Raw genomic sequence first — 20892 nt, 5'->3', positions numbered from 1 at the left:
ACTCACTCAGACTTCTTCGGACGACCCGGGCCGCGCTTCACAGGAGCCTTCTCAGGCTCCTCCCCGACCCACCCGGCCTGCTCGAGGACGGTGACCGTGACCGGATTGGCGACGGTCACCGTCTTGTCAGTTCCGGGCTTGGTGAACCTCACGGCGTGACGTCTGCGGGCGTCAGGACCGCAGCCGGGTAACGGGTCGCGGCCGTCCCGTTGACACGGGTCAGCGGGTTCGCGACCTGGAAGCCGACACGGAACACCACGCGGAGGATCTTCGAATCCTGCTGGTACGCGTTCACGATGACCTTGCCGTCCGCGTCGGTGATGACCGCGCTGTCGGAGATGCTGAACGTGATGTCCTGTCGCACGCCGACCACGAACTTGCGGAAGTCGGCGGCGAGCAGCTCTGCGGCAGTCGCGTCCCATGCGCCGTTCGTGACCTCGTTGAGGCCGTAGCCGTACAGGGTCGACGGGGCGCCGGCAGCGAGCGAGGGCGTGTAGATCGGCGCGCCCTGCGCGGAGCGGAGTCCGATCAGCTCCCAGTTGAAGCCGGGGGCCGTGGCGAACCCGTTCGCGGAGAATCCGTCCTGCGCGAGCAGGCGTCCCAGCGAAGCGACGTCGACCGCGAGGTCCGCACCCGTGCCGCGCTCGACCACATTCCCGGCCGCGATAGCCCCCGGGACGACCGCGGTCGGCCAGGAAGCGGGCTTGTCGACGCCGAACAGGCCAGCCTCATCGACCTTGCGGCCGATCGCCTCGACCATAAGAGGACGAACCTCGGACCAGATCGGGATCGAGGAGTCGTCGATCACCGCATCAGGCACGACGACGAGCGCCGCGAGCTCCTCCGCGGTGATGACGAGGTTGTCCCACTCCGCCTTCGTGGTCTGCTTGAGACCGGCGTCGCCGTTCACCCAGTACGCGTCGGGCAGAGCCGACAGGACGGGCTGCTTGAGCGTCTTGGACGACATGCGCACCTGGCGGGCACGGTTGAGGAGCACGGACGCGCCGGGAAGCTCCTGGATGATCTCGTTCGCGACCGGCTCGGGAATGACGGTGTCACCGCGAGCGATCGACTCGTTGTATCCAGCCATGCTGGTTTCCTTTCAGGAAGTGGTTATCGCTTCGCGAGGTTGCGAAGCCAGTCATCGGCGCTCTCGGGAGCTGCCTTGTCGGGCGTCTTGCCCTGGGTGGGGACGACCGGGCCCTTGGCCGGCTCCCCGCGGAAAGCGATGAGCGCATCAGCGGATGCTTCAAGCTCCTCCTGTGTGGTGCCGGTGAGCAGTGCAGCGGGAACACCCTTCGCGGCTGCGACCTCGGCTCGAGCGGCCTTCGTCGCGAGGTCGTTCGCCTGCTTCTCAGCGGCCTCGGCGCGTTTCTGCGCCTTCTCGAGCTCGGTCAGGTTGGCCTGCTCGATCCGTTCGAGCTGAGCCTTGTAGTCCGCGGCAGCCTTCTCGGCGGTCTTGCGGGCCTCGCGCTCCGCGGCGATCGCCTTCTTGCCCGCGTCGCCCAGACCGTCCTCATTCGGCTCGCTGGGCGCGTTCTGCGGGTCTTCCGCTGGGGTCTCGTTCGTGTCCGTCATCGTTTCCTCCCGAATCGCTCGGTGTCAGCCCAGCGACATCGCGTCGCAGGGAAGATCAGTGGGCAAGGCCCATCTCGGCGCGCATGCGCGCGGCGATGTTCTTCGTGTTCACGGCCGTTTCGGGGAACTGCCTGTGGAAGTTCCGCAACCGAAGGTCGGGGGCGAGCTTCCGCTTCTCGCGGTAGTCCGCGAGGATGTCGGCTCGCGCTTTCTCTGCGGCGTCAGCGAACCGGTCCATGTAGTCCGCGTCAGGGAGCGGGTTGTCCTCCCACCAGGGCACGTTCACGCAGGTGCAATCGGTGTGCCACACGGTGTCGTCGTAGACGGTCGCTTCGACGGTCGACAGGTACGCGCAGAACGCGCACGCGCCAGCCCTCGCGAACCTGCGGACCCCGCCAGACAGTGGGTCAGCGGCGGAGGTGAGCATCATCGTCTGCCGGTCGCCCGCCGCCGTGTGCAAGCTGACCGCGCCGGCCAGGCGAGAGAGGAAGGTCTGCCCAGGGGAGCCGAAGGCTTCCGGCGTGAACAAGGGGGCAAGCGCGTACCCAAGGTCCGCTGCGAGCCTCTCCCCGATCGACGGGGGCGCTATTTCTACCGGGGCACCGGCCTGAGGGCGCTGCCCCTCATAGAACAACGCAGCACCCTCAGCGGCAACACCCGAATACGTCCCCACGATCGCCGCAGATGCTTCACGCACCTGACCCGCCACATCCTCCGGCGACTCGTTCATCACGGCCCGCGCGTACGCGGTGATGTCAGACGCTGCGAGCGTCGTCACCTGCGACAGTTGCGACCTGTGCTGTTCCACTTCCGCCAGAAGCATCAGACCTCCCCGCCGCCACCGCGCTCAACGCGCGCGTGAACGCCCGCGAGTCATACCGGGACTTATCTGCCAGCAGTCGTGTGATCTGAGCGTGGGAGAAGCCCGCGTACTCGAGGGCGACTTCCGACTCAGACAGCCACGGGAACACGGTGGAGAGCTCGCGGAGGGCAGTCGCGGATGTGATCGGTGACGTAAACGTCGGGTTCATCCAAGATGCGCTCAGCTTCTGCATCTCGTCCGTCACGATCCCGCCATCACGGAGACGGATGACCTTCTGCGCCATGCGCTTCAGCCCCGACGCCATGATCCGGTTCTGCCGGTTCGCGGTCGCCACAATTCGACGGTCGTCCGCGTACAACGCCTCCGCGGACGGCGGGTTGTCCGTCAGGATGCCGAGACTCGACACCGGGACACCTGTCGCCCCAGAGAACTGGGTTGCGTACATGCGGTACTGCTCGTGGATCGGCTGCATCGTCATCTGCGGGAACTGCCCCACAGTGGGCGCATCGCCGTTCTCGTCCTTCGTGATCGCGAACCACCGGTCGATCGCGGCCTGCCACTTCCCACGCGAGAACGCATCCTCAGACACGCCCAGCGCGTACATGCGCGGGACCGCGTAGAAGTCCGATGAGATCTCGGAACGGACGATCGTCGTGAGGGCGTGGTCGGTGATGTTCATCACCGGACGCGAAATCCGAGACCGGCCGAAAGGCCGATCCAGTTGCGGGTCGTAGCAGATCGCCTCTACCAGCACCTCACCCAGCGGGTTCGGTCGACGGTCCACTACAACCCACGAACCTGAGGGCCGGCGCGTCAGAGTGAGTACCGTACTCGGGAGGTAGACATCGAGACTGTCTGGTCGCCCCACATCGTCTGTTGACGTGACCGCCATCGCCGCCGCAATCGAACGCCGACGCTGATCCCACGTAGCAGCCGACCACATCGCCTCACGCGGCACCACAAGCACCTCAGGCTCACCCGACGCCACATCACCCAGAGCGGTCGTGATGAACGCGCACGAGTGCTTGTACGCCGAGGTGATCACCTGTGGGAGCTCGAGGTCGAACCTGTTCGCGTCGAGAATGGAGGCCAGGTCGAACGGGTCTTGCTGCGCACCCGGTGAAACGAACCCCTCGAACACCGACCGATCCGCCAGAGCCGAGACGGCCTTCTCAGGCCAGTCCAACACCGCCCTGATCTTCCGCATCGCCTCCTCAGGGATGTTCCCCGTGGACTGGACGGGCATCTTCGCGTCGAAGTACGTGGACCGCAGCAAGTTGCGCGGATACTTCCGCTGCCACTTGTCGAACAAACCCCTGATGATGTCGTGCTCCACATCATCGACGCCGGCCACGAAAGAAGGTGTCTCCCAGACAAGAACCGTCATATCAACACCTGCTTTCGTCCGGGGACTCGCTTGCTTGTTCGAGCAGCCCAATAGGCCGCGCAGAACGCCTCCACAGGCGTCTCATCCCCGTCCGGGACGGTCGGTTCCCAACCCCACTGCCCATTCATGCCGCGACGCTTCGTGTCACTCACCGCGACCGACGCGTTCAACACGTCACCCTCAGCACCCACCGGGTGCGAAATCGCTTTGGCCTTGATCCCGTCTTCGGTCATCGTGTTCGCCGCGAAGTAGTCCTGCGTCGACATGACATGCAGCACCTGCTCCGGAACCTTCCGGTCCCGCAGAGCGGCTTTCAACGCCGCGCCAGCGGTGCCGAGGATCGCGATACGCGACACATCCCGCCACCGCTCCGCCAGCCAATCAGCGAGCGGGTCGACCCCCCGCTCCTGGACACCCTGGAACGCGTCGATGAGCTCCACATGCACGCCGTCCTCATGCTTCACCGCGCCCGCCAACGACAGCCTCGAGCCGTCCAGCGAGAACGCGACCGCGAACGACCGCACACCACCCTCAGGGGCCCATTCCGTATTGACCGATGACCAGAAGTCCGCCGACCAGCGTCGCGTGCCCTCAGCGTCGTCATCCCAGATGCCCATGCCCTCACGACGCCAGTCCGCAGGGGTCAGCTTCCGCTTCAACCGCTGTAGCGACTGCGCCGGGGTACGCTTCGGGTAGGACGGGTTCATCTTGCGCCACTGCGCACGGTCGTCATCCTTCGCGTCCGCATCAGCACCGAACTCGATCCAGGCACCATCCGTCAGCGTTCCCGCCAGCGCCTCCCGACGCATCCGCTTGAACGTCTCCGAACGATCCTCCGGCTTCGGCGGAGTCCCGATGTACAACTGCAACCCGAACCGCGACGTGTTCATCGTGGCGAGCATGTTCGACATCGCCTTGTCGGAAAGGATCTGCGCCTCATCGAAGATCAGCACATCCACACCAGGGATACCGCGACCGAAACCGTGCTCACGAGCCCCGAACAGAATCCGCGACCCGTTGTGGAAGCGGACCTCCTCGTCACCAGACCCGGTGAACACCTGCTTGATGTGCGGGGCGACCTTCACACGCTTCGCCATGCCCTGCATCGACAGGAACGTCTCCGTCGACGTTGCGGAGTGATGAGCCGTCCAGATCACCAGAAGGCCAGGAATGTTCACGCACAGCGCGAACGCCACATAGCCGACTAGATGCGTCTTCCCCACCTGGCGGGGTAGGGACATCCCAACGCCATCGATCATCGCGGCGAGGCTGCCGTCCTCACGCTTCGCGAGCATCACCCGGCCGGCGCCGTCCTGCCAGTCGTCGAACTCCGCACCCAACTTCTCCGTGCACGTCTTCAGCACAGACGGCCACATCGTCGACGTGATGTCGGCAGGTACCGCCAGATGCTTAGCGAGCTCAGAGAGCTTCCGCCGCCCACTCCTCGTCTTCTGCGACGTCAGCGGCATCAGCACCCTCTTCCCTCGCCCGCAAATCCAACGCCTCGATCTCTTTCGAGATGTCCTGCAACCGCCGTGTCAACGACGCCAGATCACGCGGAGGACAATCCGGGTCCGAAACAGTCCGAGCAATCCGCTCCCGCATCGCCACCAGCAAGGCCCGATGATCACCCGTCGCCGCAGCCTGCTGAACCGACAGCTTCTCGGCCGGCTTCTCCCCCGGCTCCACCGCCCGTAGAACCTTCTTCGCAGGCATGCTCACCTCCGGGGCGGTGTGGAAAAACGAGGTAGATATGACGGCCCTGGCCTCCGGGCGGGCTGTCGAGGGGAGGGGGAGGGGGTTGGGGTCACCATGCGATGAGCGTGGTGATGGTGCGGGTTGCTTGTGCGGTTTGGTGTTGTTGTTGTCTTGCGGTGTACTCGTGCACGGGCATGTTGCCGCGTGCTCTGTTGCAGGCGCCTATCGGTGCGCGAGCCTGGTGTTGGTTCGCGCGTATGGGTCACCGCCTCGTGAGACGGGGATGATCTCGTCTACTTCGGCTCGCATGTCGTGGGGGATGCATCCTGCGCAGTCGCCGGCACATCGTGGGCCGTGCTTGCCGGGGGTCATGCTGAGTGTCTTGTCCACCCACCCCCCGCAGAGGTGGCAGTGGGTCTCTTCCGCGAGGACGCGTTTGCGTAGCTCGGTGCGGCGGTGTCCGTTCTGCCTGCGGACGTTGACTTCCCGCATGTCGGCACCTGCCTCAGTCGATCCCGCGGTAGATGCCGCGTCGTTGTTCTTCCTCGGTGTTGCAGCAGAACAGGAGCGCTGACTCGTTCGTGAAGGTGCGCCCACAGTCGGGGCACTCGTACATGGGCCGCGCGTCAGGCATGAGCTAGCCGTTCGATCACTTCGCGGTGATCCACGATGACCTGGTCCGCGACGGCCATGACCTCATCGTGGTCGGCGTACTCGATCAATGCGTCAGGCATCTCTCAGCACCTCGTTCAGGTAGTCGCGGAGCCTGATTGTTTCTTCACGTCGGAGTGCTCCGGTTGCGCTGTATTCGGCGCGCGGTTCGATGGTGCGAGCTCCGTTGACATCGAACGCTTCGATGTAGATCTCGCCATCTCGGTACCCGTGGACGATGACGCCCGACTTCTCAGATTCGACGTGTTCAACCCCGTCGTCATCGAAGTACTTGTCGTTGAACGTCAGATCAATGGACAGATCAGGCATTGCCGTCGTCCTCGCTCGGTCGTAGGGGGATGAATGCTTCACGGCCGGTCTCGGACTCTGCGAACACGAGACCTTCGTAGGCGTCAGGCATCGTCGCCCTCCTGGGGTGTGGAGCTATTCACGGGGGGAGGTTGCATGCGTTGGCCGGTCGCATCCCCGGGGCGGTCTCGCACGCCTGGCGAGGTTCGGTACCTCGCTGGTCCACCACGGCAACGACGTTTCAGCCCATGCCTTTGACCGTTACGCGACAGGATCGCGGCGGGACTTGAACCCGCATCCGTACCCTTCCCGAGGTTCGAACTCGGACTGTGGCGGGTTTGGGCCGCTTGCCTCTGCCTGTTGGGCTAGAAGGGTGCACACCCGCGGCCGCAGCTCGGGAGCTTTGGCCGCGGGTGGCATACAGCGCGCTTCCGTCTCCTGGACGGCGCAACCGTGACATATCCCCACCAGGCCCGGAGGACGGCGGGGAGCAAAGACGGTCATGCGGCGTTCCGGTTTCCCGGGTGAGGCGTGATCGCCACTGACGCATGCACCGTGTCTCGATATCTGCCGTCGAGACTCGCGCGTGTGTAGTTGTTGACCGGCGTCGGCCTGTGTGTTGCGCGATCGTCGCGCGTCCTTCGTCCACGCTGGCACCGGGGTTCCGTTGCGTCTGGTGGGAGGAAACAGGAAAGCCGCCCTGGACGTGTGTCCTTGGCGGCTTGGTTCTACCTGGAAAAGTGCGCACTTCAGGTAGGCGTCATCAGGGTATCACCTGGCGTAGGGCGATTTCACCTTTTCTTGGCGCGTGTCATGCGGTCTTGTCGTTGAGTTCGTCGTTGAGTTCCTCCATGGCGTCTTTCCCGTTCCAGATGGCGTCGCAGGCTTTGCACATGACTTTCGCGTGGCCTTCGTCGTCGGGTCGGTAGATGAGGACGAGGGGGTTGGTGACGAGTTCCCCGATGTCGTTCGTGTACGTTCCCTGGTTGCAGACGGGGCAGGGGGCGGTGATCTCGATCGTCTTGGGCGGGTTGATCATGCTGCGGATCTGTCCTGCCCATGCCTTCATCTGGTCGATGTAGAACCCGTCCGAATCGCGTGTCTGGGGTGGTGCGGCGAGCCTGGATACATACCAGGTCCTGAGGTCGGTGACGGGGTTGCGGGTGACATTGACTCTCCCCATGCGGCACCAGTCCCCGATGGTGGAGGTGATGATGGTGGCCTGGTAGAGGGCTGTCGAGTCGAGCACGTTCCTCGTCCATGCTGCCCCGCCGGCACCGGAACCGGAGTTCATCGACGATGACACGGCTTCCGCGAGCTGCACAAGCAGGGCGTCCTCTGTGGCCCACTTCGGCCCGTCGTCTGTGTCCACCTTCACGGGTTTCGGGGCGGTGAGATCATCCACCGCGTCCAACAGTTCGTCCGTCATGGTCGTGTTTCCTCTCGTGCGGTGAGGCTGGTTCCCAGCGGGCGCTTGAACTCGATGGCCGTCCCGTTGATCGACCAAGTGCAGTCTTCATCGGAGAAGTACTCGGCCGCGTCGTAAAGGTCGCGGATCGTGTCCCGACCCGGGACAACACGCGTCAACTCGAACTCCTCCGTCAGGTGATAGTGAGTAACCGTCACGACTGCCCCCTAATCTCGTCATCCGCCGGGCGGCCGTGCTCGCGCATGTACTCGACCACGGCGGATGCGGTGCGCAGCGCATCGAGCCTGTCGTCGTCCGATGCTTGTTCGGACCAAACGTCCCAGTCGAGCCAGGGAGTGCCTGTCACGTGTCGCGTGAGCAAGATGATCGCGACTTCCTTGACAATCAGGTCGGCTTCGAGTGCCTCTTGCTCCTCGATCAGCTCCTGATCCCAGTCACGCATGTCCATCAGCCCTGCCCCCTAATCTCGTCATTCGCGGACCGCAACGGCACGTATGTGCCGTTAATCTCGGCCGTCATGAGGCGCTCGGCCGCCCAGTCGCCATACGCGACAAGCACGGACGGGGCGCCCGAATTCGCGGCGGCGCGAGTGCCGTCCGCGTGGTGGAAGTGCAGCCGACCATGCAGGAACAACAGGCCCGCCGCCTTCCCCCACACCTCGCGCACGAAACCGGCGGTCTCAGTGCGGGCGAAAACCAGCGCGATGCCGTCACCGTGTGCCGCGAGTTTCTCCAGCCACGTCCACGCGGCGAAACTGTAGGGCGGGTTCAGCCACACGTGCCCCGTCCACTCCGCCGTAAGACCATCCTCAGGAAGCTCGACATGTCGGGCAGCGGTCGGCCACGGCCTCGGCGACGGAGCGGCGCACGGGTCCATGTCGAATGGGCCGAGCTTCTCAATCAGTTCCGGTGGCGTGAGCCACGTCGTCGTCTTCGCTCGCGCCGACTGGTGGGCGCCCATCGCCCTACTCATCGCTCACGCCTCTCGTTCTCTCGTTTAGCGGTTTCAGTTGTCATCTCGGTCGTTCCTTGCGTCGTCTCTTCCGGGGATGAGTTCGTCGTGGTCGTCGACGGTCCAGAGTTCGTCCCAGAGTTGGGTGGTGTGACGGTCAGCGGGCCAGGACATGGGTGTCCCATTCGATGTCGGGCACGCCGGGGCGTGCGAGCATTTCGCGGAGCGCTGCGGCCGCTTGTTGGGGGACGGCGCCGTTGCCCGCGATCTTCAACTGTTCGGCGCGTGTGAGGCCGATGGCGGGGTGGGTGACGTGCCCGGCAGGCCAGCCCATCATCCACTCCGGGAGCTCCGGGTTCAGGCGGGCCTTCCCACCCTTCCCGTCCATCCGTACCGGGGCCGGCGCGGGGCGACCGAGTACGGTCTCCCAGCGTGCGACGGCCGCCGCGTACGGGCCCCAGTCGGTGGCGTGTTCGCGAGCGAGTCCCGGAAGCAGCTTCTCCCCCGATCGGTCTCCGCCACGCTGAGCGTTGCCGCCCGTTGCGTTGCCCACAGTCGGAGTCGGCAGCAGCGCTACGGGAGCATGCGTACCGCTATCGCGAGAGGCGCGCCCGCTCCGTTCCCGTTGATCCCCATGTCTTTCAACCTCGCCTGCCGCGCGAGGAATGCCTCGGGCTCTCCCTCGAACGGATTCGCGGACGGCGTCGGCAGCAGTGCGCTCTCGGGGCCAGGCGAGGATGAAGACCCGGAACCGGCCGTGGGGTGCGCCGACGTCGGCGGCTCGGATGCCTGTCCATTCCGCATCGAACCCGAGGTCGGCCAGGTCTCCAAGTACGGCTCCAAGTGCCCGCAGAACATGCCCTGGGTTGTCTCCCACACAGAGCGGGCAGGGTTCCACATCGCTAGCAGCGTCCGCGCTGAGAAGTCCTCGGACATTCTCGATCACCACCCAGTCAGGTCGGTCTTCTTCGATGGATCGGGCGAACTCGGACCACAGTCCGGATCGTGTGCTCTCGGTCATCCCGCGTCTCCTTCCCGCGAGTGACACGTCCTGGCAGGGGAATCCGCCGGATCGGACGTGCGTGTGCGGGAGGTTGCGGAAGTTGACCTTGGTGACGTCGCCGTGGTTGGGGACGTCGGGATGGTGGTGGGCGAGCACCTTGGATGGGGCGGGGTCGAACTCGCTGAACCATCCGGGCCGGGTGCCGAACACTTCGTCGACCGCCATCCCGAGACCACCTGCCCCGGCGAACAGTTCCCCACTGAGGGGTTCAGAAGGGAACATCCGCGCTCCCAGGTGTCGCGGTGTCCCAGGTGTCGGCTTGGGGTGCCTGCTGTGGGGCCTGTGCGGGCGTCTGCGGGGCGTTTACCCCATCCCTGAGGTTCTGCCTCGTCGGGACGTGTGAAACTGCCTCAGCCCACACGACAAGGTCGTAGTAGTCCTTGCCCTCGTGGGTGCGCTTCTCGGTGCGTTCCTGTCCGGCGACCGCGACCCGGTCTCCCTTCGCGTATCGGGTGAAGTCGATGTCGCCCTTCACGGTGCGGAACGTGCGCGCCACGGTCTCGTACCCGGTGTCCGTCTTCCGCTGATGCAGTTCGGAGGTTCGCAACGCCCATGGGCCGTCACGGCCGATAAGCACGTCGTCGATGAACGCCTTAAACACGATGGTTGCCATCTCTTACCTTCCGGTTGTCCGCCAGTACCAGCGGAGGAATGAGAGAGCGCCCCTTTTCAGGAGCGCTCGAGTGATTTCGTATGCGATGACCGCGGGTATCGCCCAGACCGGTTTCATGAGGTCTTGGGTTGGTTCGCGTCGCGGTATGCGATGTTGCGTCGTCTGCTGCGTTGGTAGGCGGTGTTCGCGGCTTTGCAGTCGTCGCACCGGCACTTGTGGCGGTCGTACGCTGCTTTCGTTCCGTGGGTCATTCGTCCACCCTTGCGTCGACCTGTTGGATGGCCTGCTGGCCTCGGATGAATCTCCGTAACCGTTCTGTCTCTTCGTCGTACGCGATCTGCGCGGCGTAGTCCGGTGTCTTCTTGAACCTTTCCCACATCGCTTTACGCAGGCGTGGCCCGGACTCTTGCAGTCGCTTCATGTGTTCGTCAGACCACTCGGTTGCGAGGCCGGGTCGGTCGGTCGACGACGCGGCGGCATTCATCGCCCCTGCTCCCTGATCCGGGCGGCGAACTCGTCGGCACGAGAGGTCAGCCGCATGGCCTCTGCCCGCATGTGATGGAGCGGCTCGTTCAGCGCTCGCCACGCCTGGCTGCCCTTCGGGTGCTCGTTCCGCGCCGCTTCGCAGTCGCTGATGCGTTCTCGCAGGTGCATCGACTCATCGCGCAGTGTTTTCTCGCGCTCGTCCTGGCGCACCTTCTCGTTGTGACGGGCGTAGGCGCACGGCCAGTCCTCGCCGTCGGCCTCGCAGTAGTGGCGCGTGTAGTCGTCCGGCACGGGTCCTTCGTACCCCTCGGCCACATCGTCGGCGTACGCGATGCCCTCGACATGCTCGTAGTCCAGGAGCGCGCGCTCCTTCTGGCGAGCCTGCTCCGCGATCTCCTCGTCTCGATGCTCCACGTCGATGAGCCGGTTCATGGCCTCCACGACCGCGATCGCTGCGCCGTATCCGAGAGGAGTCACCATCGCCATGTAGCGCGCGAGGCGCTCATCCTTCGCGGGGTCGTACGTCTCGCGCTCCTCCTGGCGTACGGCCTCGATCAGCGCGGGAAGGAGTTCATCGATGGCGCTCTCCAGCGCCTCGTGCCAGACCCTCGGATCGTGTCGCATGCGGTTGCGGGCTTCCAGCTTCATGCCCTCGATCAGCGCTTCGTCAGCCACGGTCCTGCTCCTTCCGGTAGGGGTTGGCCTGTGGGCTTGATGCATCCCAGTAACGGCGGGCTCCGTCGCCCCTCCAAGCCTCATAACCCTCGTCCCATGCCTTCGCCTTCTCGGCCTCGATACCCCGCCGGAACTCGGCCTCCCACTTGGTCATGGGCATGGGCGACTCGTCTGTCGCCTCGATGTGGTGTGCCATCCAGGCGACACGGAGGTCGTCCAGGCTCGGCGTGTACTCGGTGTCGGTCATCGGTCCTCCTCGCCATCTGGCCGCACTGCGTCGATCCGATCCTGGATCGGCATTGGGATGCGCGAGGGGCGTCTGGGGTCGTGATCCTCTCGATGGTCGCCTCGGCAATCGACCCATCGATGCGGCCACTTCTGGCAGTCGGGATAGTGCTCCTGCTCCTCGGTGACCGGCTCAGCGCTGTCGAGCAGCGCGAGCGCCGACAGGATCAGGCCCGATGAGTCCTCGGCGCGCCCACGGCGGGCGTAGTCGATCGCCCAGTTCAGGAGGTGGCGGATGCCGTGCTCGGCGTCGTGCTCCGGACCGTAGCCCTTCGCGATCGCCCGGTCACGCGCCGCCTGCGCTCGCGCCGCCCACTCCTCGACGGTCGGCTCGGTGACCGGCTGGGATGCCCGCTCTAGAGCGTCGGCCATCTGCATCACCATTCCGACAGGCGAGTCGGGGGACCACGACCCGCGCTGGTCCCACGAACGAACCAGCTCCCGAGCCTCCGCGATGAGCGCGGCCACGTCGGTGAGTGCCTGTCCCTTCGGCTTGACCCCGAAGGCTTCGACGAGCCCGATGGCAGTGAACACATCAGCCATCACCTCGTCGGCAAGCGCGTCCTCGTCGGCATTCTGGAAGACGTCCATGACTCGGTGGGCAACCTGCCGCATGTGAGCGTCAATCACACCCTGCGCCTGCCCCTTCGGTGTCACGTCGAAACGCGACAGGATGGCGTCGACGTCACGTCGCCGAGCGCGCAGCGCCTCGTCGTCGACCTCGCCAGCACCGCGACCCGGTCCTATCCATCCGTCGAGCCCGACGCCGTTGCCTTCGTCCCATGCTGCTTCCAGCGCCTCGCGCACGTTGTCGGTCACAGCCCCATCTCCTCTTCGATCCATGCCTTGTGCCCCTGCGAGAGCGCGTCGGCCGCAGTGCAGTACGCGATGAAGTTGGCGGCCCGCTGCTCCTGCGCGAGCGCGAGCGTCGCGTGCACCTGGGCGGACGCGATCATCTCGTCCAGGGACAGGTCTGCGCCGTGCACCCCGTCTATAACGATCAGGATGCGCTCCGCCTCGGCGGCGTGGTCGATTCGTTCGGTCATGTCATGTCCTTTCGTGCTGTGCATCGGGCGCATGTCCCGTCTCTCACCCACAGGTGCCCGATACTGCACGGGTCGGTGGGTGTGTTCATGAGTTGGTCCCACTGGGTGTTGATCACCGTTGGGGATGCGGTGGGGAGGTCATCCGTCCACCGTTCTCCGTTCAACCAGACGACAAGCGCCGGCACGTACCGGGCTTCCGTGGTTGACGTGTACGCACGCCCGAACTTGACCACCTGTTCGGCCAGCCACTCCGGGTCATGCTTCTTCGCCAGCAGTTTGAACTTCTCCGCCGACTTCTTCTTCTCCGTCTTCTTCGGCCACGACTTGTACGCACGCTCGAACACCGTGTCGAGCTCGCTCGGCGCGGGTAGTGAGTGGCTTGTAGATGTAGCTGTAGAGGTAGTTAGTAGTGGGGCATCCCTTTCGGGAAGGGTCAACGGAACGGTTCCGGTCAGCAAATCGGAAGGGTTAACCGAACCCTTCGACATCACTTCGCGAACCTCCCGCACGTCGAACCCTTTCCAGTCGGGGAACCGTTTGTGCAGCCGGTTCAGCTCGTGCACCACCACACCTTTGAGGTCGAGTGAGTACACGCCGTCGTACGCTTTGACCATTGCTTTCGCGACGTTCGGCTTCTGAAGCAGCCCGTCGTGGCGGAGGAACGACCGGATCAGGATCTCCTCGGTCATCTCGTCGATCACCACATAGAGGCCGTCCACGAGTTCCTGAGCGGCCTTCTCCACCGTTCCCGGCGCTCTACCCGCAGACAAGGCTGCGATGCGCTTAGGACGCCAATCTGCTACCCCCACGTAGGTGAGAGTGGCCGAGGTGAGCAGTTGAAGGTAGAGGAATTGCGCCTCTGCGCTCAGTCTCCTGAAGTCGTCGTCGTTCCAGATGTCTGTCCTGATATTCGCCCTATCTCGGGACACGTCTCCTCCTTTCAGAACGGCGCATCCGGCCCGACCTCCACACGACGCCCATCCCCCGTCAACCACCACGCCACGCCCCGCCAGTCGACCAACGGCACCATGCGAGGGTCCGCGGTCTGACGCACACGGAAACCCCGTTCAGCGGCCTCGTCAGGGTGGGATTCGATGTACCCGTGGCATCCGGTGGTCCCGGTGCCGTGCACGACGACACCGTTCGCCGCCCCGTTCGTGACCGGGTTCCTGGACCCACCCATGCCCCTCGCGCGACGGTGCTGCAACGAGTAGTCGTCGGGTCGTGCAGGCTCCCCACACCATTGACAAAGGCCGTGATCACGTTCGATCACGGCCTTCCTCGTCTTCACAGTGAACCCTGTCACTCGTCTCTCCTGTGACAGTCGCACTCCGGCTTCCGGCACAGGTACTCGCCACCGAACTGCCGGCCCGGGTGGCAGGAAGAACACCTCATGCAAGCGCTCATCGGTTCTCCCGGATTCGTGTTGCGATGGTCCCGGCTGCGTCATCCCAGCCCTCCGCGTACTCGAAAGCACCGTTGGTCGGCTCGTTCTCCGCGACACGAGCGCACAGTTCACGCTCCTCCGCCCGGACCTTCGCCTCCAAGGCCGCGTCGTGCGCCGCGATCATCCGGTCGAACTCGGCACGCTGGGATGCTCGGAGCCCGCTGAGGTCTGTTTCGCCCTCGGCGTCCTCTGTGCGCCACGCGTACGCCCACGAGTACAAGTCCCGCACACGGTCCAGGCTCGGGGTGTATCCGGTGCCGGTCATCGGTTCCCCTCCCTCGCGATCCAGGACGCCGCGCGGTTCGTGACCCCGAACTCGTCTCGAAGCTCGCTCACGATCCGCTCACGCTCCGCCGCACGAGCCTTCGCCTCCACGGCCTCGTCATGCCGCGCGATCATCCGGTCGAATGCGTCAAAGTACATTCCACGACGGCTCTTGTCGCCCTTAGCCCTGGCGAACGCGAATGTGCTGCGCGCCGAATGCAGGCTCGGCGTGAAGTCGGTCTCGGTCATCGGCCCTTCTTCCGCCTGGTCATTCATGACACGCCCTGCGCAAAGTGCCAGAGGTGCATGAAGCCACCCGCTTCGACGCGGCCGTCCCAGTCCGCTCGCGAAATCGGCAACACGACCTCACCGGGCGCGAACGGCACCCCGCATTCGTGGCACGGCGTATGGATAGTCGTCTGAGTTCCTTCAGTCATGCTGCTTCCTTCGTTCGTTCCAGCCATGCACGCTTGTACGCCATGGCGACTTCGTGACAGGACGGGGTGGCAGGGCACGGGTCGCCCTTTCGGCACTTCTTCGCCGTGTACATCGACACGGTGCCGTGCTCAAGATGCGGGCGACGGCGACCCTGGCTGCGGGACTTGCGGCGTGGTTTCCCCTTCTCCGGCCCCTTCCGGTCCGGGTGCACAGGCAACTCCATCTGCCGGCGCAACTTCCCGACGTACGCGATCGTTTCGCCCATGTCGGCCGCGATCTGCCGGTCCGTCCACCCCTTCTCGTGACGGTGGCGAACCTCGCGTCGTTTCTGGTTCGCGTTCGAGATCCGTTCGTCGTTCACATTCCGCACCGGGCGGGCCTGTGCGGCCTTCTCCCGCGCCAGAATCGACTCCACCGACTCGCCACCGTCCACGGCCTTCGCGAACGCGTAGTCGCCCCTGTAGCGGACGCTGAACGCTGCACACGACAACGGGGCAGGACAGATCGATCCCTTGCATCCCAACCGGAAACCCTCCACCGTGCCGTGCGGGAAACCGTCCTCGATCATCGCCACGAGAGTCACGACGCCACCTCCCTGATCAGGAGCTCGAAGTGCGGGTCGGCGTCCTTCTCCAACCGGATGAAGGGAGCGAGCTTGTCCATGTACTGAGGCGTGTCATCGGGGACGACCCCACCGTCCACGAGCCCGTCACAGAGCGCTTTGAACGTGGGGTAGATGTTGTCCGCATCCCGGCGACGGTTGTCCTTCACCACCCATGTCAGCTTCACCGCGACCTTCTCGAACGTCTCGAGAGGGGCAGTCATCATCGCCGCGGTTCTCACCATCCTGGTGAGCTGGGCACGTTCGGCCCAGTGGAGCCGCTGGTTTGCGGTGAGTGGTGGTCGTTTCCACCCGAAGACGATGGTCGTCTCAAACAAGAGGTTCTCCTTAGGTACGAGGAAGGCCCGACACCATGCAGATGTCGGGCCTCGAAGAGGTTGAGGGGTCAGGCGAGCTCGGTCTTCCGGGCTTCCTTCGCAGCGATCACATCCGGGTGACCCTGCACGCCACGCTTCCCCGCCAGATCCCACGCCGCCTTCAGCGCGGGGATCGACGTCGCCTGAGCGATGTCCTCCAACGCCGCGGCAACCATCTGCGGGTCAGGACCGGACGGCAACGGACGGATCGTGACCTGCTTGTACTGGCCCCGGGTGATCGTGTGAGCCGTCTGCACCGGGCCGTCGATGTGAGACAGACCGGAAACCCGAATCCCGCCCACTTCCTTGCCCGCCCACTTCACAGTCGGCTCGTTGTACAACTCGATACGCCGACCGATCCACGGTTGCGTCTCCCGGCCCCACGCCTTCCCCAGATCCCGCAGGACCGTCTTGGAAGGCTTGAACGGGCGCTCCGGGCCGAACACGTCCGTGATGATGTGCACGGGCTGCTCAGCGTTCCCCTTGCGAACATCCACGACCGTCACCGTCACCGGCTCCACGAGATCCACCGCATTGAGCTGGTCACTGCGAGCGAGGATGGCATCTGAGATGTCCATCAGAACGTGAACTCCTCTGCGTCTTCGTTCTCATACACCGCCCATGTGGGCGGCGTGAGCGTCGCGGTCCCGTACCCGGGCCAGGTGCCCGTTTCGGTGCACCGTCGCCACAGGTCGCGGGCTTCCTTGACCTTCTTCATCCCGAGTTCCGCCCACATGAAGTCCAGGTCGTACACACCCACCAGGTAGGGGGCAGTGTTCTCCACGACGATGAACTTGAACTCCTCGAGCTCACCCCCGGTCTCGGCTTGGTACGCGTCGCGGTAGAAACGCTCCTGGATGTGGTATCCGCGGTGTGCAACGGACCGGTTGAAGCCACCAGGCGATGAGTCCAGGGCGGTCTTGAGGTCGCCGGCCTTCCGCCCGTTGTAGATGTCGAACCGAGCTCGTGTCGGAACACCTTCGACGTCAGCGAAGACGCTGACCTCGCGGCCCTCCACGGCTTCCAGGAACTGCCGCGCCTCGAGGTGGGCCAGCACAGCCTCCGCCATCGCGTCGACCTTCGCGGCGTCACGTCTACTGAGCAGTACGCGGCCAGCCGCCATCTGCTCCGCTTCCCACGCGACCGTCACGGCCTTCGTCGAGACATTCCCGGAGGGCGTCAGATGCTCCTCCGGGTAGGTCACGACCGGTGATCCGACCCCCAGTACCTTCGTGTGCGTGGCGGTGCCGAGGATCATGGCCGGCGTCGGACGGGACGGATGATCCTGCTCCCACTTGAACTTCGCGGGGGACTCCAAAATGCGTCGCGCCCCGGTGCTCGAAAGCTCTGGGCGCGAATGGTAAACCTCGTCAGGCATGTCATGGACGATCATCCCGTCACCTCCCTCATCCGGTCGGCGGCGTGCGAGAACGCCCACGCAGCGCCGGCACGGAACGCGTCCGCTTCGGCCTGTCTGATCGTGTAGTCGTCTCTGCCCCAGTTACAGGGCTGGTCGAGGTAGTCGGCCAACGCTTCATCCAGACCCATCAGATGCTCCTCGTCCAGAAGTCGGGGTCGTTCTCCGGGGTGTACTCGTTTCCCGCTCCGTCCGGCGGGAACTCGGCGACCATGCGGTCGAACGAGTCGAGCACAGGCACGTCCGGGTAGTTACGCTTCACCTTGGCGACGAGATGAGCGGGCACGTCGTCTCGGAATGTGAGAGCAACGATCCGGGCCTTCATGCATCGGAACCCGCGAGTACCGATCACGGTCTCCCCGTATCCCTCCACGACCGCCGACACCATTCCGGTTTCGGAGTAGTCGTCGGACCCGTCGTAGTAGGCGTAGAAGCCGTGCTTGCAGTCGGCCATCGTGTGCGCGTCTTGGCGGTACTCGCGTGCCGGCTCAACAGGCCGGGTTCCGGTGCCCCAGGACTGGTACAGAGCCCTCTGCACCGCGTAGGACATCGCTGCCGATTCGTTCTCTACGGCACGACACATAGCCTCGTTCTCGCCCGGCGTCCAGATCTGCTTGTGATGCACGCCCGTTAGTCGCCCCAGCTTGTCGACCCGGAATGAACGCACACCCCGGACTACGCCAGCGCTGAACCCTACATCCTCGAGTTCGGGCAGGTTCAGCACGGTCTTCCCAGAGAACTCATCGAGGTTCATGCGGGCACCGGTTCCTCGACCGGAGCCGCTGGAACCGTTGCCGGCACCTCCAAAGGTTCCAACTCGATGTGCTTGCGTTCCTCCCCAATGTCCCCCAGGCGGGGTGCTCCAACCGATGAGCGGTTGAACATGAGGGTGAATTGTGAAATCGCCATGGACTTTACCTTTGCTTTTCGTCTGCTTGTTCGCTTTCAGGACGGCGCGAATCCACTTAACGGCGAAATAACCGTTCGCCGCGCCGATGATGAAATTGACGGCGGTGCGCCATCCGATAGGAAGGTTGAGGAGGTGAGTCAGAAGCGGGGCGACGAAAACAACCACGACCGCCCCAGAGACAATGGCTGCAACCTGAAAGCACGCCTTCCGCTTGCGCTCACCCATCAGTCCACGCTCCTGTACATTTCCCACCCGACCGTCCGGTTCACGTATGCGCGTTCCTCCACCGTCAACGGGGTGAAGGACGGTTCCCACGGGGCGTTCTCCGCCACACGAAACAGGACAGCCATCAGTCACCCTCCGGCCAGATGCGGCGGGCTTCGGTTATCGCGGCGGACGGCACGAACCAAGTTGGGGATGGCTCGTTCAACGGCAGGAATGCGACCGCGTGTTCGCTGTACGTGGGCTCAACCACCTTGCAAGGGCGTTCCTTGCCGTGCAGGGTCACGGCCCATACCTCGCCCGGCTTCGCGTCCTCCCACGGCTTCCGCTCCGGGTGATCTTCGAAGTAAGCGCGAGCCGCGACAAGGAAGGGGTTACCCTCGCCTGCGCCCCTTGCGGCAGCCCGCGTCACGCAGAACGCCGCGACCCCCTCGGGCTCGGAAAGAACGGCGACATGACCATCGTCTCTTGGGTACACCATGTAGTTCGGGTTCTCGGGCCAGCGCCAACGCCCCAGATCGGCGTCACGCTCGGCGTCCAGGCACTCGATGAGCGCCTTCAAGTTCCGCCCAGAGATCTCGATGGAGACGCCGTCTTTTCGGCCGAACCACAGTCGTCGCCATCCTGTGATGGCCTGCTTCTCCATGGTCACTTCGACCCCGTTGCTTGCTGTGAACTTCTCCATCACTCCACCTCCGGGAGTTTGTCGATATCGGCTCTCACTTCCGCTTCGAACATGTGACGTTCGACCCACGGGTACACGTCCATGAGCGAGTCGTAAACGGGTGTGCTCATCGTTCTGCCTCCGTGTCGATCACGACTGTCCCCCACCGGGACGCAAACTCTTCCGCTTCCCTGCGACTATTCGTCCGAACACCCGCCTCACCCGACGACGTATTCACGATGAAACGGTCACTCATCGCATACCCCACTCGGCAGTGTGAGCGTCCATGTCTTCCTCCGACCCGGGCAGGAATCCGCATTCGCATTCAATGTGGCCCCCATAGTTGAAGACCACTTCGAACCACTCATGTTCCTTGCTCATGCGGCGCAATCCTCTTCGTCTTCCTGATCCCACGAGTGATCCACAGGGCACCCCGAATCCATGTCATCCAAACGCGACCGGGAAGAAGGCTCCACACCCACCCAAAACCCTGGCGAGAACACACCGAACGTCCAAAGGAGAACCGCCGACGCGAGAACACCGATAACGAACAAGCCGTTATAAGTGCGCGTGAAACCCAGGCCGATCAGACAAGCCACGATCACGAAACCCGCCGACCATCTCACGGCGATCATGACCGCCACCGTTCCGCGACGTACCGTTCCAGAGCATCCACTTCCGCGGGAGTCGCCATTTGAACGTTTCCGTCCTCGTCGAGTGTTCCCAGACGGCCCTCATCATCGATGACAACCCACCGCATCAGACGTCCTTCGCCATCGCGTCGAGGTCGGAACGCCAGATGTAGAGGCGCTGCGGTCCGAACCGATGGGCTGGGAGGATACCTTTCTGAATCCAGCCGTAGATTGTCTTCGCCGAAACGCGCCGATACTTAGCGGCTTCACTCACGGTCATCTCATGATCCGCGGCCGGAGCTGCCTGGGGCGCGAATATCGCCAAGAGTTGCTGGCGCTGCTCATCCGTCAGCGGCGGTGCCTGAGCAACCAGCTTCGCTACATAATCCTCGTACTCACCCATGTCTCTTCTCCTTCGAATACGTGAAGAACGCCCCACACCAGGACGCCCCGAAAACACTGGTGACGCAGCCGGGACTCACACCCGGACATCTCTGACCTCGAGCACTGCGCCGACCGCTGTAACCCCGCGGCGGGGACTAGTCACCTCTCGATGACTTGGATGACAATTTCGTTATCTCGGGCGATGACTTCGTAGGCGTCGTCGTACCCTGCCTTGTCGGGAAACTCGCTGTCCAGCTCCTGCTGGATCAGGTGTAGCGAGAGCGCGAACTGTTTGGCATCGCACGGTGTCTCAATCACCCACTCGTGAATCGTCCGGGTGCGACGAGTTGGCACATCTCCCATGTCTTGCTCCTTTCCGTGCCCTGCTCGGTGTCGAACCGAGGCACCTAACAGCGATTTCTTTAGGTGCGTCCCCAACCAGGGCTAGTGCGACATTGCCGAGTCGCCCGTCCAGCACCCCTATCCCCAAACGGGGGTCACTAGTGCTGCCTGAAAATAGCTCCACACCCACCTAGCTACTT

The 20892-nt window shown here is 64.2% G+C and carries 32 protein-coding genes; all 32 read right to left on the bottom strand.

Features of this window, described 5'->3' with window-relative positions:
- Positions 1–2: 2 nt before the first annotated feature.
- Positions 3–152, bottom strand: coding sequence for a hypothetical protein (locus ABD998_RS09455; RefSeq protein ID WP_345438428.1), 150 nt, complete (start codon positions 150–152; stop codon positions 3–5).
- Positions 149–1090, bottom strand: coding sequence for a phage major capsid protein (locus ABD998_RS09450; RefSeq protein ID WP_345438426.1), 942 nt, complete (start codon positions 1088–1090; stop codon positions 149–151). The genes ABD998_RS09455 and ABD998_RS09450 overlap by 4 nt, the downstream gene beginning before the upstream one ends.
- A gap of 23 nt (positions 1091–1113) precedes the next feature.
- Positions 1114–1578, bottom strand: a complete 465-nt coding sequence (locus ABD998_RS09445; protein ID WP_345438424.1) for a hypothetical protein — start codon at positions 1576–1578, stop codon at positions 1114–1116.
- 55 nt (positions 1579–1633) lie between these two features.
- Positions 1634–2356 carry a VG15 protein gene (locus ABD998_RS09440; protein WP_345438422.1) on the bottom strand — a complete coding sequence of 241 codons (723 nt, stop codon included), beginning with the start codon at positions 2354–2356 and terminating at the stop codon, positions 1634–1636.
- Positions 2334–3788: a phage portal protein gene (locus ABD998_RS09435; RefSeq protein ID WP_345438420.1), complete on the bottom strand. Its 1455-nt coding sequence runs from the start codon at positions 3786–3788 to the stop codon at positions 2334–2336. Before ABD998_RS09435 ends, ABD998_RS09440 begins: the two co-directional genes overlap by 23 nt.
- Positions 3785–5257 carry a terminase large subunit domain-containing protein gene (locus ABD998_RS09430; protein WP_345438418.1) on the bottom strand — a complete coding sequence of 491 codons (1473 nt, stop codon included), beginning with the start codon at positions 5255–5257 and terminating at the stop codon, positions 3785–3787. Before ABD998_RS09430 ends, ABD998_RS09435 begins: the two co-directional genes overlap by 4 nt.
- Positions 5208–5504 carry a hypothetical protein gene (locus ABD998_RS09425; RefSeq protein WP_345438416.1) on the bottom strand — a complete coding sequence of 99 codons (297 nt, stop codon included), beginning with the start codon at positions 5502–5504 and terminating at the stop codon, positions 5208–5210. The genes ABD998_RS09430 and ABD998_RS09425 overlap by 50 nt, the downstream gene beginning before the upstream one ends.
- 708 nt (positions 5505–6212) lie before the next feature.
- Positions 6213–6467, bottom strand: a complete 255-nt coding sequence (locus tag ABD998_RS09420; RefSeq protein WP_345438414.1) for a hypothetical protein — start codon at positions 6465–6467, stop codon at positions 6213–6215.
- A gap of 790 nt (positions 6468–7257) precedes the next feature.
- A complete protein-coding gene (locus ABD998_RS09415; protein ID WP_345438412.1) occupies positions 7258–7875 on the bottom strand; it encodes a DUF7341 domain-containing protein in 618 nt (205 codons plus the stop codon).
- Positions 7872–8072, bottom strand: a complete 201-nt coding sequence (locus ABD998_RS09410) for a hypothetical protein (protein ID WP_345438410.1) — start codon at positions 8070–8072, stop codon at positions 7872–7874. The genes ABD998_RS09415 and ABD998_RS09410 overlap by 4 nt, the downstream gene beginning before the upstream one ends.
- On the bottom strand, positions 8069–8323 hold the full coding sequence (locus ABD998_RS09405; RefSeq protein ID WP_345438408.1) for a hypothetical protein: 255 nt from the start codon (positions 8321–8323) through the stop codon (positions 8069–8071). Before ABD998_RS09405 ends, ABD998_RS09410 begins: the two co-directional genes overlap by 4 nt.
- Positions 8323–8835, bottom strand: coding sequence for a DNA N-6-adenine-methyltransferase (locus ABD998_RS09400; RefSeq protein ID WP_345438406.1), 513 nt, complete (start codon positions 8833–8835; stop codon positions 8323–8325). Before ABD998_RS09400 ends, ABD998_RS09405 begins: the two co-directional genes overlap by 1 nt.
- A gap of 148 nt (positions 8836–8983) precedes the next feature.
- A complete protein-coding gene (locus ABD998_RS09395; RefSeq protein ID WP_345438404.1) occupies positions 8984–10111 on the bottom strand; it encodes a DNA cytosine methyltransferase in 1128 nt (375 codons plus the stop codon).
- Complete coding sequence (locus ABD998_RS09390; RefSeq protein ID WP_345438402.1) at positions 10098–10502, bottom strand: hypothetical protein; 405 nt, start codon at positions 10500–10502, stop codon at positions 10098–10100. The genes ABD998_RS09395 and ABD998_RS09390 overlap by 14 nt, the downstream gene beginning before the upstream one ends.
- A 247-nt stretch (positions 10503–10749) precedes the next feature.
- On the bottom strand, positions 10750–10986 hold the full coding sequence (locus ABD998_RS09385) for a hypothetical protein (RefSeq protein ID WP_345438400.1): 237 nt from the start codon (positions 10984–10986) through the stop codon (positions 10750–10752).
- On the bottom strand, positions 10983–11663 hold the full coding sequence (locus ABD998_RS09380) for a hypothetical protein (protein ID WP_345438398.1): 681 nt from the start codon (positions 11661–11663) through the stop codon (positions 10983–10985). Before ABD998_RS09380 ends, ABD998_RS09385 begins: the two co-directional genes overlap by 4 nt.
- Positions 11656–11910: a hypothetical protein gene (locus tag ABD998_RS09375; RefSeq protein WP_345438396.1), complete on the bottom strand. Its 255-nt coding sequence runs from the start codon at positions 11908–11910 to the stop codon at positions 11656–11658. The genes ABD998_RS09380 and ABD998_RS09375 overlap by 8 nt, the downstream gene beginning before the upstream one ends.
- Positions 11907–12767, bottom strand: coding sequence for a hypothetical protein (locus ABD998_RS09370; RefSeq protein WP_345438394.1), 861 nt, complete (start codon positions 12765–12767; stop codon positions 11907–11909). The genes ABD998_RS09375 and ABD998_RS09370 overlap by 4 nt, the downstream gene beginning before the upstream one ends.
- A complete protein-coding gene (locus ABD998_RS09365) occupies positions 12764–12994 on the bottom strand; it encodes a hypothetical protein (RefSeq protein ID WP_345438392.1) in 231 nt (76 codons plus the stop codon). Before ABD998_RS09365 ends, ABD998_RS09370 begins: the two co-directional genes overlap by 4 nt.
- Positions 12991–13923 carry a hypothetical protein gene (locus ABD998_RS09360; protein WP_345438390.1) on the bottom strand — a complete coding sequence of 311 codons (933 nt, stop codon included), beginning with the start codon at positions 13921–13923 and terminating at the stop codon, positions 12991–12993. Before ABD998_RS09360 ends, ABD998_RS09365 begins: the two co-directional genes overlap by 4 nt.
- A gap of 474 nt (positions 13924–14397) precedes the next feature.
- The gene (locus ABD998_RS09355; RefSeq protein WP_345438388.1) at positions 14398–14706 is read right to left on the bottom strand and encodes a hypothetical protein; all 309 of its coding nucleotides are present in this window, start codon (positions 14704–14706) and stop codon (positions 14398–14400) included.
- The gene (locus ABD998_RS09350) at positions 14703–14954 is read right to left on the bottom strand and encodes a hypothetical protein (RefSeq protein ID WP_345438386.1); all 252 of its coding nucleotides are present in this window, start codon (positions 14952–14954) and stop codon (positions 14703–14705) included. The genes ABD998_RS09355 and ABD998_RS09350 overlap by 4 nt, the downstream gene beginning before the upstream one ends.
- 184 nt (positions 14955–15138) lie before the next feature.
- Entirely contained in the window at positions 15139–15726 is a 588-nt protein-coding gene (locus tag ABD998_RS09345; RefSeq protein ID WP_345438384.1) for a hypothetical protein, read from the bottom strand.
- Positions 15723–16082, bottom strand: coding sequence for a RusA family crossover junction endodeoxyribonuclease (locus ABD998_RS09340; RefSeq protein ID WP_345438382.1), 360 nt, complete (start codon positions 16080–16082; stop codon positions 15723–15725). The genes ABD998_RS09345 and ABD998_RS09340 overlap by 4 nt, the downstream gene beginning before the upstream one ends.
- A 68-nt stretch (positions 16083–16150) precedes the next feature.
- A complete protein-coding gene (locus ABD998_RS09335) occupies positions 16151–16699 on the bottom strand; it encodes a hypothetical protein (RefSeq protein ID WP_345438380.1) in 549 nt (182 codons plus the stop codon).
- The gene (locus ABD998_RS09330; RefSeq protein WP_345438378.1) at positions 16699–17499 is read right to left on the bottom strand and encodes a PD-(D/E)XK nuclease-like domain-containing protein; all 801 of its coding nucleotides are present in this window, start codon (positions 17497–17499) and stop codon (positions 16699–16701) included. The genes ABD998_RS09335 and ABD998_RS09330 overlap by 1 nt, the downstream gene beginning before the upstream one ends.
- An 11-nt stretch (positions 17500–17510) precedes the next feature.
- Positions 17511–17669 carry a hypothetical protein gene (locus tag ABD998_RS09325; RefSeq protein ID WP_345438376.1) on the bottom strand — a complete coding sequence of 53 codons (159 nt, stop codon included), beginning with the start codon at positions 17667–17669 and terminating at the stop codon, positions 17511–17513.
- Positions 17669–18673 (bottom strand): hypothetical protein, encoded by a 1005-nt coding sequence (locus tag ABD998_RS09320; RefSeq protein ID WP_345438374.1) that lies wholly within the window; start codon positions 18671–18673, stop codon positions 17669–17671. Before ABD998_RS09320 ends, ABD998_RS09325 begins: the two co-directional genes overlap by 1 nt.
- Positions 18674–18797: 124 nt before the next feature.
- Entirely contained in the window at positions 18798–19355 is a 558-nt protein-coding gene (locus ABD998_RS09315) for a hypothetical protein (RefSeq protein WP_345438372.1), read from the bottom strand.
- Between the two features lie 356 nt (positions 19356–19711).
- Positions 19712–19969 (bottom strand): hypothetical protein, encoded by a 258-nt coding sequence (locus tag ABD998_RS09310; RefSeq protein ID WP_345438370.1) that lies wholly within the window; start codon positions 19967–19969, stop codon positions 19712–19714.
- 124 nt (positions 19970–20093) lie between these two features.
- Positions 20094–20369 (bottom strand): helix-turn-helix domain-containing protein, encoded by a 276-nt coding sequence (locus tag ABD998_RS09305; RefSeq protein WP_345438368.1) that lies wholly within the window; start codon positions 20367–20369, stop codon positions 20094–20096.
- A 140-nt stretch (positions 20370–20509) separates the two neighbouring features.
- Complete coding sequence (locus ABD998_RS09300) at positions 20510–20713, bottom strand: hypothetical protein (protein WP_345438366.1); 204 nt, start codon at positions 20711–20713, stop codon at positions 20510–20512.
- Positions 20714–20892: the final 179 nt, after the last annotated feature.

The sequence above is a fragment of the Microbacterium gilvum genome (assembly GCF_039543865.1).
Taxonomy (GTDB): domain Bacteria; phylum Actinomycetota; class Actinomycetes; order Actinomycetales; family Microbacteriaceae; genus Microbacterium; species Microbacterium gilvum.
The sequence above is the reverse complement of the archived record's forward strand: the minus strand, read 5'-3'. Positions and strand labels throughout refer to the sequence as shown.

Coding starts and splice junctions, on each gene's coding strand:
- ABD998_RS09450 (WP_345438426.1), bottom strand. CDS start 1,090: ATGGCTGGATACAACGAGTCGATCGCTCGCGGTGACACCGTCATTCCC.
- ABD998_RS09445 (WP_345438424.1), bottom strand. CDS start 1,578: ATGACGGACACGAACGAGACCCCAGCGGAAGACCCGCAGAACGCGCCC.
- ABD998_RS09435 (WP_345438420.1), bottom strand. CDS start 3,788: ATGACGGTTCTTGTCTGGGAGACACCTTCTTTCGTGGCCGGCGTCGAT.
- ABD998_RS09430 (WP_345438418.1), bottom strand. CDS start 5,257: ATGCCGCTGACGTCGCAGAAGACGAGGAGTGGGCGGCGGAAGCTCTCT.
- ABD998_RS09425 (WP_345438416.1), bottom strand. CDS start 5,504: ATGCCTGCGAAGAAGGTTCTACGGGCGGTGGAGCCGGGGGAGAAGCCG.
- ABD998_RS09420 (WP_345438414.1), bottom strand. CDS start 6,467: ATGCCTGATCTGTCCATTGATCTGACGTTCAACGACAAGTACTTCGAT.
- ABD998_RS09415 (WP_345438412.1), bottom strand. CDS start 7,875: ATGACGGACGAACTGTTGGACGCGGTGGATGATCTCACCGCCCCGAAA.
- ABD998_RS09405 (WP_345438408.1), bottom strand. CDS start 8,323: ATGGACATGCGTGACTGGGATCAGGAGCTGATCGAGGAGCAAGAGGCA.
- ABD998_RS09400 (WP_345438406.1), bottom strand. CDS start 8,835: ATGGGCGCCCACCAGTCGGCGCGAGCGAAGACGACGACGTGGCTCACG.
- ABD998_RS09395 (WP_345438404.1), bottom strand. CDS start 10,111: ATGTTCCCTTCTGAACCCCTCAGTGGGGAACTGTTCGCCGGGGCAGGT.
- ABD998_RS09390 (WP_345438402.1), bottom strand. CDS start 10,502: ATGGCAACCATCGTGTTTAAGGCGTTCATCGACGACGTGCTTATCGGC.
- ABD998_RS09385 (WP_345438400.1), bottom strand. CDS start 10,986: ATGAATGCCGCCGCGTCGTCGACCGACCGACCCGGCCTCGCAACCGAG.
- ABD998_RS09375 (WP_345438396.1), bottom strand. CDS start 11,910: ATGACCGACACCGAGTACACGCCGAGCCTGGACGACCTCCGTGTCGCC.
- ABD998_RS09365 (WP_345438392.1), bottom strand. CDS start 12,994: ATGACCGAACGAATCGACCACGCCGCCGAGGCGGAGCGCATCCTGATC.
- ABD998_RS09355 (WP_345438388.1), bottom strand. CDS start 14,706: ATGACCGGCACCGGATACACCCCGAGCCTGGACCGTGTGCGGGACTTG.
- ABD998_RS09350 (WP_345438386.1), bottom strand. CDS start 14,954: ATGACCGAGACCGACTTCACGCCGAGCCTGCATTCGGCGCGCAGCACA.
- ABD998_RS09335 (WP_345438380.1), bottom strand. CDS start 16,699: ATGGACATCTCAGATGCCATCCTCGCTCGCAGTGACCAGCTCAATGCG.
- ABD998_RS09330 (WP_345438378.1), bottom strand. CDS start 17,499: ATGCCTGACGAGGTTTACCATTCGCGCCCAGAGCTTTCGAGCACCGGG.
- ABD998_RS09325 (WP_345438376.1), bottom strand. CDS start 17,669: ATGGGTCTGGATGAAGCGTTGGCCGACTACCTCGACCAGCCCTGTAAC.
- ABD998_RS09320 (WP_345438374.1), bottom strand. CDS start 18,673: ATGGGTGAGCGCAAGCGGAAGGCGTGCTTTCAGGTTGCAGCCATTGTC.
- ABD998_RS09315 (WP_345438372.1), bottom strand. CDS start 19,355: ATGGAGAAGTTCACAGCAAGCAACGGGGTCGAAGTGACCATGGAGAAG.
- ABD998_RS09310 (WP_345438370.1), bottom strand. CDS start 19,969: ATGATCGCCGTGAGATGGTCGGCGGGTTTCGTGATCGTGGCTTGTCTG.
- ABD998_RS09305 (WP_345438368.1), bottom strand. CDS start 20,369: ATGGGTGAGTACGAGGATTATGTAGCGAAGCTGGTTGCTCAGGCACCG.
- ABD998_RS09300 (WP_345438366.1), bottom strand. CDS start 20,713: ATGGGAGATGTGCCAACTCGTCGCACCCGGACGATTCACGAGTGGGTG.